The organism is Candidatus Pelagibacter sp. IMCC9063 (genome assembly GCF_000195085.1).
Lineage (GTDB): Bacteria > Pseudomonadota > Alphaproteobacteria > Pelagibacterales > Pelagibacteraceae > IMCC9063.
In genome coordinates, this window is the sequence record NC_015380.1 from 673,852 (window position 1) to 688,287 (window position 14,436).

The 14,436-nt window shown below is 28.8% G+C and carries 14 protein-coding genes; 10 read left to right on the plus strand and 4 right to left on the minus strand.

What is annotated here, in order from left to right; all coding sequences use genetic code 11:
• Window positions 1–2: 2 nt before the first annotated feature.
• The 10 genes from SAR11G3_RS07695 to ligA all read left to right on the plus strand — a co-directional run bounded on the left by SAR11G3_RS07695 (window position 3) and on the right by ligA (window position 10,479).
• The gene (locus SAR11G3_RS07695) at window positions 3–440 is read left to right on the plus strand and encodes an FtsW/RodA/SpoVE family cell cycle protein (RefSeq protein WP_013695399.1); all 438 of its coding nucleotides are present in this window, start codon (window positions 3–5) and stop codon (window positions 438–440) included.
• Complete coding sequence (locus SAR11G3_RS03560) at window positions 437–1,510, plus strand: UDP-N-acetylglucosamine--N-acetylmuramyl-(pentapeptide) pyrophosphoryl-undecaprenol N-acetylglucosamine transferase (RefSeq protein WP_013695400.1); 1,074 nt, start codon at window positions 437–439, stop codon at window positions 1,508–1,510. Before SAR11G3_RS07695 ends, SAR11G3_RS03560 begins: the two co-directional genes overlap by 4 nt.
• 2 nt (window positions 1,511–1,512) lie before the next feature.
• Entirely contained in the window at window positions 1,513–2,916 is a 1,404-nt protein-coding gene (murC, locus tag SAR11G3_RS03565; protein ID WP_013695401.1) for a UDP-N-acetylmuramate--L-alanine ligase, read from the plus strand.
• Window positions 2,903–3,802, plus strand: a complete 900-nt coding sequence (murB, locus tag SAR11G3_RS03570; protein WP_013695402.1) for a UDP-N-acetylmuramate dehydrogenase — start codon at window positions 2,903–2,905, stop codon at window positions 3,800–3,802. The genes murC and murB overlap by 14 nt, the downstream gene beginning before the upstream one ends.
• On the plus strand, window positions 3,799–4,707 hold the full coding sequence (locus tag SAR11G3_RS03575; protein WP_013695403.1) for a D-alanine--D-alanine ligase: 909 nt from the start codon (window positions 3,799–3,801) through the stop codon (window positions 4,705–4,707). The genes murB and SAR11G3_RS03575 overlap by 4 nt, the downstream gene beginning before the upstream one ends.
• A 127-nt stretch (window positions 4,708–4,834) precedes the next feature.
• Window positions 4,835–5,368 (plus strand): cell division protein FtsQ/DivIB, encoded by a 534-nt coding sequence (locus SAR11G3_RS03580; protein ID WP_158304709.1) that lies wholly within the window; start codon window positions 4,835–4,837, stop codon window positions 5,366–5,368.
• On the plus strand, window positions 5,361–6,578 hold the full coding sequence (gene ftsA, locus SAR11G3_RS03585; RefSeq protein WP_013695405.1) for a cell division protein FtsA: 1,218 nt from the start codon (window positions 5,361–5,363) through the stop codon (window positions 6,576–6,578). Before SAR11G3_RS03580 ends, ftsA begins: the two co-directional genes overlap by 8 nt.
• Before the next feature lie 69 nt (window positions 6,579–6,647).
• Window positions 6,648–7,571 (plus strand): UDP-3-O-acyl-N-acetylglucosamine deacetylase, encoded by a 924-nt coding sequence (gene lpxC, locus SAR11G3_RS03590; protein ID WP_041862498.1) that lies wholly within the window; start codon window positions 6,648–6,650, stop codon window positions 7,569–7,571.
• Between the two features lie 43 nt (window positions 7,572–7,614).
• Window positions 7,615–8,454 carry an outer membrane protein assembly factor BamD gene (locus tag SAR11G3_RS03595; protein WP_013695407.1) on the plus strand — a complete coding sequence of 280 codons (840 nt, stop codon included), beginning with the start codon at window positions 7,615–7,617 and terminating at the stop codon, window positions 8,452–8,454.
• A 6-nt stretch (window positions 8,455–8,460) separates the two neighbouring features.
• Complete coding sequence (gene ligA, locus SAR11G3_RS03600) at window positions 8,461–10,479, plus strand: NAD-dependent DNA ligase LigA (protein WP_013695408.1); 2,019 nt, start codon at window positions 8,461–8,463, stop codon at window positions 10,477–10,479.
• Here the strand turns inward: ligA and SAR11G3_RS07165 are convergent.
• The 4 genes from SAR11G3_RS07165 to SAR11G3_RS03610 are packed head-to-tail and all read right to left on the minus strand — an operon-like array spanning window position 10,468 to window position 14,420.
• A complete protein-coding gene (locus SAR11G3_RS07165; RefSeq protein WP_013695409.1) occupies window positions 10,468–10,632 on the minus strand; it encodes a M24 family metallopeptidase C-terminal domain-containing protein in 165 nt (54 codons plus the stop codon). The two genes, ligA and SAR11G3_RS07165, sit on opposite strands and share 12 nt — an antisense overlap.
• Window positions 10,629–11,951: a M24 family metallopeptidase gene (locus tag SAR11G3_RS06990; RefSeq protein ID WP_315861713.1), complete on the minus strand. Its 1,323-nt coding sequence runs from the start codon at window positions 11,949–11,951 to the stop codon at window positions 10,629–10,631. Before SAR11G3_RS06990 ends, SAR11G3_RS07165 begins: the two co-directional genes overlap by 4 nt.
• Window positions 11,952–12,001: 50 nt before the next feature.
• A complete protein-coding gene (locus SAR11G3_RS06995; protein WP_049775418.1) occupies window positions 12,002–12,199 on the minus strand; it encodes an aminopeptidase P family N-terminal domain-containing protein in 198 nt (65 codons plus the stop codon).
• Window positions 12,192–14,420, minus strand: coding sequence for an ATP-dependent helicase (locus tag SAR11G3_RS03610; RefSeq protein ID WP_041862356.1), 2,229 nt, complete (start codon window positions 14,418–14,420; stop codon window positions 12,192–12,194). The genes SAR11G3_RS06995 and SAR11G3_RS03610 overlap by 8 nt, the downstream gene beginning before the upstream one ends.
• Between the last annotated feature and the right edge of the window lie 16 nt (window positions 14,421–14,436).

The following is a 14,436-nucleotide window of genomic DNA, read 5'->3' on the forward strand; positions in this document are numbered from 1 at the left end:
GGGTGGGTGAAGCAGAAGTGTCTTATCAATCAGAACAAGCCTTGAATGCGATAATCTCTGGTGGATTTTTTGGCAGAGGTATAGGAGAGGGGGTCTTAAAAGAAAGTGTGCCGGAAGCGCATACAGATTATGTTATGTCTGTTATAGCTGAAGAATATGGAATTATAATTGTTCTATTGATTATTTCTATAACTATGTTTCTGGTTATAAGAATATTTGCACTAGCTAATAATTCTTCTAATAATTTTTTCAAACTTTCACTAATTGGAATTTCTTCTTTGTTGGCGTTACAATCTTTTGTTAATCTAGGAGTTACTATTAACATTCTGCCATCAACAGGTATGCCTTTTCCATTTATAAGCTATGGAGGCTCGTCAGTTATGGGATCTTCTATTGCATTGGGACTTGCTCTTCTCCTCAGTAAGGATGAGCAAGAATGAGCAAGAAAATCGTCTTGTCTACCGGTGGAACAGGGGGACATATTTTTCCAATGATTGCTTTATATGATTATTTAATATCTAAAAATTATGATGTAAGTTTTGTAACCGATCAGAGAGGAGAAAAATATTTTACTGATGATGTAAAACAGAAAATTAAAATTTTTAATATTAACAGTCCTTTTAGTCAAAAAGGTTTATTTAAAATTATTTCTATATTTCAACTATTTGCGTCTACTGTTCATTCATTTTTTTTTTTAATCAAAAGCAAACCCAAGGTAATTATTGGTTCAGGAGGGTATGCCTCATTTCCAATATTAATGGCAGGTTATATTTTAAATATCAATATACTTACCTACGAAACAAATACAATTTTAGGTAGGACTAATAAATTTTTTTACCCTCTTGCTAAAAAATTGCTTTTAGGTTTTGATATCCTGAATAAGCTTCAGAACAAATATCAATCAAAAGCATGTCATGTGGGGCAGCTTATAAGAACTTCTTTTAATAGAAATGCTATCAAAATAGAAAAAAATAATTTATTTACAATTTTAATACTTGGGGGAAGCCAGGCAGCAGAATTTTTTGGGGAGGATTTTGCAAAATTATTGTCAGAATTGGATAATAATTTTTTTAAAATAAAAATATTTCATCAGTGTAAAAAAGATCAAATTGATAAATTAAAACTTGCATATGGCAATTCTGTTAATTGCGAATTGTTTGATTTTAAAGCAAATATAGCTCAATTAATGATAGAAGCTGATATTGCAATTACAAGGTCTGGTTCGTCAGCCATCTGCGAGATGGTTTCATTAAATCTTCCATTTATAGCTATACCACTGCCAACTTCTTTAGATAATCACCAGTATTACAACGCTAAATATTTTGAGGAAAAGGGTTTTTGCTGGCTGTTAGAGCAAAAGTTTTTTAACATTCAGAAATTTCAAAAAATGATTATTGATATTGTAGCTAACGATAGAGAGCAGTTAAAAATAAAACTTGAGAATATGAAGACTGCCAGCAAGGAAAATGTATTAATTAAGTTTGAAAATGAAATTAAAGAATATTTCTAATTATGGAATTAAGTATTAATAAAAAAGATAAAATTCATTTAATAGGAATTGGTGGAATTGGTATGAGTGGTATCGCATTAATTTTAAAAAAAATGGGATATGATGTCCAAGGAAGCGATATATCCAAAAAAAGCAAAAGTTTAGATTTTTTAAAAAAAAATAAAATAAAAATATTTAATAATCACAAGTCACAAAATATAAAAAATGCAAAAATAGTTATCATTTCAACTGCTATAAATAAAAAGAATATTGAATTTCAAGCAGCTATAAAAAAAAAGATACTGATTATTCGAAGAGCCGATATGCTTGCGCATATTATTTCTTTAAAAAAGAACATAGTAATTTCGGGATCACATGGAAAAACAACCATCACTTCTTTGGTGTCTACAATTTTAAAAGACGCAAATTTTAAGCCAACTATAGTAAATGGTGGTATTATTAATTCCCTAAAGACCAATGCAAGATTGGGCGATGGGGATTGGTCCGTTATAGAAGCCGATGAATCAGATGGAAGTTTTTTAAAGTTTAGCAATACGATTGCAGTAGTAAGTAATATAGATCATGAACATATGGATTATTACAAAAGCTTTAGTAATTTGACTAATCAATTCGCTTTGTTTTTAGACAAGACCCCTCTTTTTGGGAAGAATGTTGTCTGCTTGGATGATCCATCAATTGCAAAATTAATAAAAAAATCAACTAAACAAAATTTTTTAACTTATGGTTTCAGCAGTAAGGCAGATTTTATTCCGTCAAACCTGGTCTATAAAAATATGAAAATTTATTTTGATTTAAAAGTAAACCTCAAAAAAAAATTTACTATTAAGAATGTTACTTTAAATTTAATGGGGCAGCATAATGTTTTAAATGCAACGGCTGCAATCATAGTTTCTATTACACTCGGTATTTCTGTTGAAAAAATTAAAAGAACTCTTGAAAATTTTTTAGGTGTTCAAAGAAGACTTACAAAGTTATATGAAAAAAAAAATAGAATAATTTTTGATGATTACGCTCATCATCCAACTGAAATAGCAGCCGTTTTAAATGCCTGTAAAAAAAACTTCAAAAAACATAAGATTGTTTCCGTATTCCAACCACACAGATTTTCGAGAGTACAATCTCTTTATAGTGAATTTTCAAATTGTTTTTTAGATTCTGATTTGGTGGTTTTGTGCCCCGTTTATGCCGCTGGAGAAAAAAGTATTAATTTTGACCTTGAAAAGTTTGGAAAAAAAATTGTTAAAAATTCTAACACAGAAGTTGTTATTGCAAAGGATGAAAAAAATCTTGAGATTTTTTTACAAAAAAATCACTCTAGTAAAGAAGTCGTTATTGCGATGGGTGCAGGAAACGTCAGTCAATGGATCAGATCTATCTCAAATAAAATAAAAAATGCAAAAAATTAATAATGACAAAACAACTGATAAATTAAAAGATCGTATTAAAAATAACTATTTATTAAATAAAAACTCATGGTTTGGAATTGGTGGTTGCGCAAATATATTTTTTCAACCTAACAATAAAGAAGAGTTAATTTTATTTTTAAAAAATATTAATTTTAAAAATTTCATTATTATAGGCTCTGGGTCAAATATTTTATTCAAAGATTCTGATTTTGATGGTGTGGTGATTAAGCTCGGTAAAGAATTCTGCAAAATAGAAGAAGTTAATTCACAAATCGTCGCTGGAGCTGGCGCATTAAAGTCAAGAGTTTCGGAGTTTGCCAAGAATAATGAATATGCAAATTTTGAATTTTTATCATCAATTCCAGGTACGGTTGGAGGGGGTGTGTCTATGAATGCCGGATGCTTTGGTAGCGATATGTCAGATATAGTTAGCCAAATATCCGTCATTGATTTGCGCGGAGAAGAGAAAATAATAACACTTAAGAATATTGGGTTTGATTATCGAAAAACTGAATTGCTTAGTAGCTATATAATTATAGAAGTTTTATTTAAAAAAACTAAAAAGATTCAATCATCAGTAATTGAAAATAAAATTAACTTGTTAAAAAAAAAGAAAAATGAAAATCAGCCCTCTGGAATTAGAACTGGAGGCAGTACTTTTAAGAATCCAATTGGTAGTTCTAAAAAAGCTTGGGAGTTAATCAGGGAAGCTGGCTGTGATAAGTTGTCTTATGGAAATGCTAAATTTTCATCTCATCATTGTAATTTTGTAGATAACAGCAATCTTGCTTCATCTTCTGATATTGAAAAATTAATTAGCGAAACACAGAAAAAAATAAAAAAAAATTATGGAATTGATTTAGAGCTAGAGATTAAAATTATATGAGTAAAAAAAAAATTCTTTTACTGGTAGGTGGGCCGTCCAAGGAAAGAAAGGTTAGCTTATCAACTGGAAGGGCAGTATATTTGGCCCTAAGGAAACTAGGGTATGAAGTTGTAAAGGTTGACCCAAAAATTGGATCTAAAAATTTTTCGCAGCATAACTGTGACCTAGCCTTTAATGCATTGCATGGACAGTTTGGAGAGGATGGAACTATTCAGTCTCTATTAGAAAGGCAAAAAATTCCTTACACGCATTCAGGTGTAAAATCTTCCGCTATAGCAATGGATAAGCTAAAATCTAAAAAGAAATTTATAAAAGCTAAAATAAAAACACCAAAATTTAAAGTGATTAAAAAACTATCAGATCTTAATAATATTATTTCTAAAAAAAAGTTTGTTTTAAAACCTATTAACGAAGGCTCTAGCGTAGGGGTTGTTATTTGCAAAAATTTAAGCTCACTAAATAAAGTAAAAATTAAAATGTATTTAAAAAAATATGGCAAGCTACTTCAGGAGGAGTTTATAGAAGGTAAAGAGGTGCAGGCTGCGATTATGGGTAGCAAAGCATTGGGAGCGATAGAAATAAAACCTTCCAGAAATTTTTACGATTACAATGCAAAATACAGTCATAATGCCAAAACTAAGCATATCATGCCTGCAAATTTAGAAAAAAAAATTTACAACAAGGTTTTGCAAATAGCACTTAGGGCTCATAAATGTCTATCATGTAAGGGTGTCACAAGATCTGACTTTAGAGTGACCAGAGATAATGAAATTTACATATTAGAAACTAACACCCAGCCAGGAATGACCCCCTTGTCATTAGTCCCAGAAATTGCAGAATATTCTGGAATAGCCTTTGTAGAGTTAATTAAGTGGATGGTTTTAGATGTTTCAACAAATCGATAAAAAATACAAATGGATAGGAATCTCATTCCTTTTTATAGTTTTAACTACATTTAATTTAGCAAGCTCAAATTTTATTAATATTTTCTTTCCTATAAAAGTTATTGAATACAGCAAAACATTTTTTTTAATGGAAAGCACAAAGTCCAAGGCAAATAATTTATTGAAAAATAAAAGTTTACTTTGGATAAATACAAAACATGCCAACAATCTATTTAATAAGAATGTTTGGGTTAAAACTGTAATGTTTACTAAAAAGTTTCCCAATACCTTGCAAATATCTGTCTTGGAATATTCCGCAATTGCGTATTTCAAAAAAAATAAATTAATTTATTTAATTAATGATAATTTTAAAAATTCGTTAATTGATGAAAATGCAAACCTTGAAAATTTGATTGAAGTTAAAAATATGAAAAATATGAAGGATTTTAAAACATTTTTTTTAAAAATTATAAATGAGGATGTTTTTTTTTCAAAAATTAAAGTAATTAATTATATTCATGATGGTAGATGGAATGTTGTTTTAAAAGACGGTCAATTAATTAAGCTGGGTAATTACAATTTGAAAAAACAAATAAAGTACCTTAATCTTATTCTAAATAACCAGACAGCAAAAATAATCGATCTTAGATATGATGGAAGAGTTATTTTAGCTAATGAATAGTAATTTTGAAATCATCGGCGTTCTAGATATTGGTTCCTACCAGTTAAAATTTATAATATTTAAAATACATAATTTTAAATTTGAGATTTTATCAAAATCTATTTCCTATACGAATGGAATAAAAAAAGGTTCGATTTCTGATTTAGGTCAGCTTTCAGAATCTATAAAAAACATTATAGGCAAAGCCGAAGAGGACATTAAAATAAAAATAAAAAATATTTATGTATGTCCGAGCCCCTCAAATAGTTCTTTTGTAAATTTTTGCCAATCAAAAAATATTGGTGGTTATGAAGTGGACCATGAAAAAGATATACAGTTTTTGATTAATAGTGGTGTAGCTCTTTTTAAAGATCAAAATAAGAATTGTAATATTTTGCATCTTTTTAATCTTAATTCAAAAATAGATAAAGATGTTGTATGCGAAAATCCCACAGGAATGATTGCAGATACCTTGGAAAATGAAATGAATATTATCTATTCAAAAACCAACACTATAAAAAATTTTGAAAAAGTCATTTCCAAAACTTACCTAAAATCTGAAAAAATTATCTACGCGCCGTATGCATTAGCCTTATTATCTTATACAGATAATCCGCTTGCAGATATGAGCATGACTATAGATTTTGGGCATGAAAAAACATCTGTGAGTATTTTTAGGAATGATAGTTTTGTTTACTCCTCCTCTATTCCAGTAGGTTCTTGGCATATTACAAATGACATATCAAAAGCATTAAATCTAAGTTTTGAAATTTCTGAAAACTTAAAAAAAGATCATAGTTCTTGCTTGATTGTAAATAGTGATAAAATACAAGAATTTGTTGAAATGGAAGAATCTGGATTCAAGTCATATAAAAAAATCTCTAATAATATTTTAAATAGAGTTGTGAATGCGAGGGTTGAAGAGATTATTGATTTAATTAATAAAGATTTAATATTTTTAAGATCAAAAAATATAAATTTTAATAAAATTTTAATTACGGGTGAAGGATCCAAAATAGATGGATTTCAAACTGTTCTTAAGGAAAAATTATGTTGTAAAAGTCTTTCAATTGAAAAATTTCAACCTAAAATTAAGAAAGATATCTCAGACAATTTTGATGTATGTATATCTGTAATTAATTTGATTATTAACCCATATCCCAAGGAAATTCCTTTTTTTTCTAATAAAAAAAAAGGTTTTTTTGAAAAAATATATTCACTGTTAAATTAATAATCAGTAGATTTGAACTGTAATATTTCTTGAATCGATCTTATATTTTTTTAAACATATTAGTTGTTTGTGGACCTACATCAAAAAACAATAAAAAAAAAATTAGTATTAGAGGGAATTGCCTTACATTCAGGTGCTTTAGTTAAAATTGCTCTTATTCCAAGTGAGGAAAATACCGGAATTATATTCTTAAGAACAGATCTTAAAAAAAATTCAGTCATCAAAGCGTGCTGGAAAAATATTGTTCCATCCAGTCTATGCACAAAAATTTCTAATCAATATGGAGTAAGTGTAAGCACTATTGAGCATTTAATGTTTTCATTTTATGCGCTTGGAATTACCAATTTGTTAATTGAAATAAATGGACCGGAAATTCCTATAATGGATGGAAGTTCAAAAATTTTTATTGATGAAATTTTAAATAAAGGTCTCTTGAATCAGAAGAGTAAAGTCTCTCATTTAATTATAAAAAAAACTTTTGAAGTAGGCGATAAAGATAGATTTATCAGGTATGAACCTTCTCAAACCAATTCTTTAGAAATAGATTATACACTCGAATACAAAGACCACTTTATTAAAAAGCAAAATTTTAGGTCTAAGGATGTTAGAAAAAATGTTCTAGATATTGCTCATACCAGAACTTTTTGCCATCAGGAAGATTTAGAAAAAATTTTTGCTATGGGTTTGGCCAAGGGAGGTTCTTTGGATAATGCTATTATTATCTCTGGAAATAAAATTTTGAATCAGGGTGGGCTTAGATGCAAAAATGAATTTGTAAAACACAAAACTTTAGACTGCCTTGGAGATCTGTATTTATCAAATCAGTTTATTAATGGTAAAATAACATGCAATCAAGGCGGTCATGAATTGACAGGTATTTTGTTAAAAAAAATATTTAAAGATAAAAAAAATTATACAATTGAAAGTTCAGACTTATCAGTAAATTTTAAAGAAAAATCATTTAATTCGGAAGAAATTCAAGTAGTAGTCTAGTATTAGAATTTAGTATAAATTATAGGCTATTCTTAAATCTATTATGTTTCAAAATTTTTTTTACAAATACCTTTTAATTTTCAGTTTAATTTTTGCATATGGCTGTTCATCAAAAAATAAAACTATCTTTGTAGAACCCAAAACTACTATCCCATTAGAGCGGTTATATACCGAAGCTCTTCTAAATTATAAAAATAATAAATACCAAGATGCCGTAGAGCTTTTCGAAGAAGTTGAGAAAAATTACTCCTTCAACACAGAATGGGCATCTAAATCATTATTAATGAGAGGATATATTTATTATGAAGTCTCTAGATATGTTGAGTCTTTAGAAATATTAAAAAAATTTAAAATGCGTTATGCAGGAAATAAAAATATGGATTATGTTGAGTATTTGATTGCCATGTGTCTTTTTGAGCAAATAAATATCATCGCTTTATCCCAAGAAAATACATTATTGACAGAGAGACAATTTAAAAAAATTATATTAAATTATCCAAATTCTAGGTATGCAGAAGATTCGAAATTTAAATTAGATTTAATACAGGATCAGCTAGCAGGTAAAGAAATGTATATAGCGAGATATTATACCGAAAGAGAAAAATGGGGTCCAGCATTAGTAAGATTAAATAAAGTTCTAAAATACCACGAAACAACAGTTTATATTGAAGAAGCTTTACATAGGCTGGTTGAAATTCATTATAAACTTGGAAATATTCCGGCTGCTAGAAAATATGCTTCGATTTTAGGATATAATTATAATGATAGTGATTGGTACAAAAAATCTTACAATATTGTTGAAAATAAAAACCTTCCCACCATAAGAGAAAAGCAAAAAAAAAGTTTAAAAGAAAAATTGAAAAAAATAATAAAACTGCAATAATATTATATGATTAGCAGTATAGATGATTACAAAAAAAAATTAAAATTATTGAACCAGTATGACCATAATTATTACGAAACTGATTCTCCAAAGATAACAGATGGAGAATACGATGAAATTAAAAAAAAACTACTAGAGTTTGAAAAAAAAAATTCTCAATATAAATTTGTCAGTAACAAGGTAGGGTTTGCTCCATCAAAAAAATTTTCAAAAGTTAAGCATACGGAAAAAATGCTTTCTTTAGGAAATGCATTTAGCATTGAGGATATGAATGGCTTTTATAAAAAAATTAAAAATTATCTAAATTATGAAGCAGGCCAAGATATTATTTTAGTTGCCGAACCCAAAATTGATGGAATTTCAGCCTCTTTATTGTATCAAAATGGTATTTTAGTTCAGGGACTTTCCAGAGGTGATGGTGAATATGGCGAAGAAATAACTGAAAATTTAATGACCATTCCAGATATTCCAAAAAAAATTATCTATAAAAATTTTCCTAAACTAATGGAAATACGCGGAGAGGTGTACATAGGAAAAAAAGATTTTAAAAATATCGAAAATAATTTTGCCAATCCTAGAAATGCAGCTGGAGGATCCTTAAGACAAAAAGATTTCAAAAAAACTGCAGCCATTCCGTTAAAATTTTTTGCATATTCCACAATTCAATCAAATTACTCACATTTTCAATCTCAATATGAATTTTTGGAATTTTTGAAATATTCTAATTTTAAAACTAATCCATTATCTAGAATTATTAAAAATATTAAAGAATTGGAAAAAAATTACAATGATCTTGAGCAATTAAGATCAGGTCTGGATTATGATATTGATGGAATTGTTTACAAAATTAATGATCTCAACTTACAAAAAAGGTTAGGAAACTTATCCAATAGTCCGAGATGGGCCATTGCTCACAAATTTTCTGCTGAAAAAGCCTTTACGAAAATCAATGATATTGAAATTCAAGTCGGAAGGACAGGAGCCTTGACTCCCGTAGCTAAAGTAGATCCCATCAATGTGGGTGGGGTGATGGTTTCTAATGCAACTTTGCATAATGAAGATGAAATTATTAGAAAAGATATACGAATTGGTGACACCGTTTGCATTCAAAGAGCGGGCGATGTTATCCCGCAGGTAGTCTATGTTGATTTATCTAAGCGAGGAAGAAAAACAGAAGCATATAATTTTCCTGCAAAATGTCCATGTGGTAACGATACAATCAAAGAGTATAACGAGATTAGCAAAAAAATAGATGCAGTAAGAAGGTGTCCTGATGTTGGCTACGAGTGTTCTTACATGGCCAAAGAAAAACTAAAACATCTTATTTCCAAAGACGCGCTCAATATTGATGGTTTTGGAAAAAAGGTAGTAGATAATTTTTGGAATTTAAAATTAATTAAAGTCCCGTCAGATATCTTTAAACTAGACTATAAAGCCATTAAAGAATTGGAAGGTTGGGGAGAGTTATCGTGTAACAACTTGATCAAATCAATAGAAAAAAGCAAAACATTAAGCTTAACAAAGTTTATATATGCAATTGGAATTCGACATATAGGGCAAGAGAATGCTAAAATTTTAGCCAGTTACTTCAAAAGCATTACAAAATTTAAAAAACTATTTGCCCCAAGTTTAATAAAAGCAGAGCTAAACAATCTAATAGAGATTGACGGGATAGGAGAAACGCAAATCAAAGCTCTTGAAATTTTTTTTTCTAATAAAAAAAACATAAAAGTAATTAATGACTTAGTCGAATGTTTGCAAATAAGTAATTTTGAAAATATAACTTCAGGAATATTTACAAATAAAACTTTAATGTTCACAGGTGGCTTTTCCAAAATGAGTAGATCTGAGGCAAAGACTTTAGCTGAATCTCAAGGTGGTAAGGTACTAGGTAGCATTAGTAAAAAACTAAATTATTTAGTAGTAGGAGACTCCAAACCTACTAATAATAAAGTACAAAAAGCAAAAGATCTGCAGGTAGAAATTATTTCTGAAAAAAAATGGCATGAGCTACTAAAGAGGTGAGCATATTTTTTTTAAAAAACTTAATTCTTTTAACTTAAAAAAAGAATTAAGTTTTTCAAATACTTCTTTGTGATAACTATTTAAATACTCAATTTCTACTTTTGAAAGTAAGTTTTTATTAATTAAATTTTTATCGTATGGAACTAAAGTCAAATCTTCAAATAATAATTTTTTTTTATTTTGTTAACATAAATCAAATTTTCAATCCTCATTCCAAACTGTCTTTCTAGGTAGTATCCTGGCTCGTTAGACACAACTTGACCCACAGTGAATTTTTCCATGCTCTTCTTAGATATAGAGGGGGGATTTTCATGTACGTTGAGATAATAGCCAACACCATGACCGGTACTGTGTGAGTAATCCAATCCTACCTGCTTTAAATATTTTCTAGCAGCTCGATCAAGTTGTGCACCAGTGGTGTTATTTTTTAATTGAAAATTTTTTAATGCTAAATGTCCTTTTAATACCCTCGTATAGATATTTTTTTTATATAAGCTTGGTTTTCCTATGGAAATTGTTCTTGTTACATCAGTAGTTCCCCACAGGTATTGTCCACCTGTATCAAGAAGATAAATTCCAGTTCCTGTTAACGATAGGTTTGTTTTGTTAGTTGCATTGTAATGGATAATTGCAGCATTTTTATTAAAACCTGAAATTGGTGGAAAGCTTGGTCCCAAATAAAAAGAATTTTCTTTTCTAAAATTTTCAAGTTGTTTCTGAGAGCTAATTTCATTTATTTCTTTTTTGTTTTTAAATTGATTTATCCAGAAAAACAATTTTACTAATGCTACCCCATCAAACATATGTGCAATTTTTAGATTTTGTATTTCAATTTTATTTTTTTTAGATTTTAGACGAAAAATAGGATCTTGAATAAATTTACATTTAATCTTGCTGGATTGTAAAAATTTGATTAATCCATAGGAGGTTATAGTGGGGTCAATCTTAACTGATAAAATTTTAGTTTTCATTAACCTTTCTTTCAATGATTTTATGTCAGAAAATTGAACGTCTTTTTTGAAACTCTTAATTAATTTATTCCTTACTTTTTTTAAATTGCAAAAAACTGTAATTTTATTTTTCTGAATTAATGCAAATGCATTCAGAAGAGGTGAATAAAAAGAATCCTCACCTCGAATATTTAAAAGCCAACACACATTTTCATTAGAGGAAATAAAAAAAGAGTTCTTTTCATTTATATCTAGTAAGTTTTTAAGATTTTTAATTTTGTTTATGTGGCTTATGCCGGAATATTGATTTTCAAGGATGAAAGCATTTTTGTAAATTTCTTTTTTTTTAGCCTTCCAGACCTGATCAATTAAATTTTTTTCAATAGAAACTAAATTTATTTTTTCTTTCAGAATATTTTTAATTACTTGAAATTTAAAAAGGTTTGGATCGAAGCCTATTTTAATATTAGCATGATTTTTTTTAAGAAAGTTTAAGATATTTACTTTACTTATATCTACAATATTGAAAAGATGACCACTCTCCTGCTTTGCCTGAAGAGTGTATCTTCCATCTACAAAAAGATAATTTTTTTTTTGAAAATAAGGGCGGTTCCTGCAGACCCAGTAAAATTGCTAACATATCCTAATCTGTCATTACTAGTTTTTATAAACTCATTAAAAAAACAATCATTTTTAGGAACTAAATAGGCATCAATATTTTTTTTGATCAATAGGTTTTTAAGTTTATTCAGGTTATCCAGGCTATTCATTTTCAATTTTTCTTAAGTACTTATCAATTACTTTTTTTTCTCCAGAGTCTTTAAAGTTTATTAATAATTTATTTCCATCTATGTGAATAATTTTCCCATTTCCAAATGTTTCATGATGAACGCTTTGTCCTATTTTAAAGTCTGTTAAATTATTAGTGAAGTTAATAGTTTTGGTTTTTTCCTTAGTTTTTGTATACCGATCCCAGCCAGGACTTTTGGGTATTGTTGAAAAACCAGTATCTTGGCTAAATTCAAAATCCTGATGCGGATCTTCTGCAATTTCATTTATTTTTAAATATTTTTTATCTAACTCATCAATAAATCTGGAGGGCATAGAAGGCATCCAGTCGTTATTATCATTTTTGTTACCAAAAAATTTCCTATTATTAGCAAAGGAAATGAACAATCTTTGTTTGGCCCTAGTTATTGCAACATAAGCCAACCTTCTTTCCTCTTGAACTGCCACATCTCCCTTTTCTTCAATGGACTTTTGATGTGGAAACATACCTTCCTCCCAGCCTGGCAAAAAAATACATTCAAATTCAAGACCTTTTGCAGCATGAATTGTCATAAGATTTATTTTTTCTCCATCCCACTCCTCATCGATAGCAGTTTGTAGTGAGATATTTTCTAAAAATTCTATGAGATTAGAATAGTTTTTCATAGAAGATCTTAATTCTTTTAAATTTTCTAATCTTGCTTCAGCCTCGGGGCTTTTTTCATCAATCAGCATTTTAGTATAACCAGATTCATCCAAAACTCTTTCTAGCAACTCTACATGATCCAATTTTTCAGAAAGTTTTGTCCATTGGTTTAAATTTTTTATTAGTAATTTTAAGCTTTCTTTAGTCTTCGGCTTTAGCTCATCCCCATCCAAAAGAGAAACTGAAGTGTCAAAAAGATTTTGATTAGAATTTCTAGAAAATTCATGAATTTTCTTTAATGTAGTATCTCCAATAGATCTTTTCGGTGTGTTTACAATTCTTTCAAAAGCTAAATCGTCATTTTTTTGATGAATTAGTCTTAGATAGCAGAGTGCGTCTTTAATCTCTGCTCTTTCATAAAATTTTACTCCTCCAATAACACGATATGGAAGTCCTATTCTAATAAATCTTTCTTCAAATTCTCTAGTTTGAAAAGATGCTCTGACTAAAATAGAAATATTATTCAATGAAAACTGTTTTGCAAGTTCTTTTTCAATTATATCAGAAGTGCCACTTGCTTCATCACGACCATCACTATAGGAATTAATCCATACTTTTTCACCATCGCTAAAATCAGACCAAATTTTCTTTCCTAGTCTATCATCATTGTTGGATATTAAAGAGGAGGCAGTATTTAGAATATTTTTAGTTGATCTATAGTTCTGCTCAAGTTTAATTGTTTTAGTATTGGAAAAATTTTTTTCAAAATCTAATATATTTTTAACCTCCGCACCCCTCCAACTGTAAATGGATTGATCATCATCTCCCACTACACAAATATTTTTAGTATCTCCAGTTATATAATTAAGCCATAGGTTCTGTATAAAATTAGTATCTTGAAACTCATCAACCAGAATGTATTTAAAGTTTCTTTTAAAGGACTCACGTATTTCTTTAAAATTTTTAAAAATAGTAACGCAGTGTAGAATAAGATCTCCAAAATCAACACAGTTCATCATCTTAAGACGCTCTTGATAAATCCTATAAATTTTTAAAGCATTAATTTTAGAGTAGTCTGATGGACTGGTTTTTATTTCAGAAGGAGTAAGAGCCTTATTTTTCCAATGATCAATTAAGTGAGCAATAAGTTTAGGAGGGTTTTTTTTGATATCAATGTTTTCTGCAGCTAAAATATTTTTAATTAGTTTTAATTGGTCCAGAGTATCTAAAATAGTAAAACTTGGCTTTAACCCAACGGCTTCTGCATGTTTTCTAAGAATTTTGTTACTAATAGAGTGAAAAGTTCCGAGCCATGGTACTGAATTAGTATTACCTACCACCAAACCCTGAACTCTTTCTCTCATTTCGTTTGCTGCTTTATTGGTAAAGGTTACGCAGAGTATTTGATTACTGAAACATTTTTTACTTTGAATTAAATGAGTTACTCTCGTAGTCAGTACTTTTGTTTTACCAGAGCCAGCACCTGCAAGAATAAGCAGAGGCCCATCAGTATGTAAAACAGCCTCTTTTTGTTGATTATTTAAAGTATTTAAGTAATTTGGACCTGTGGCACTCATGTTCATTAATTAAATT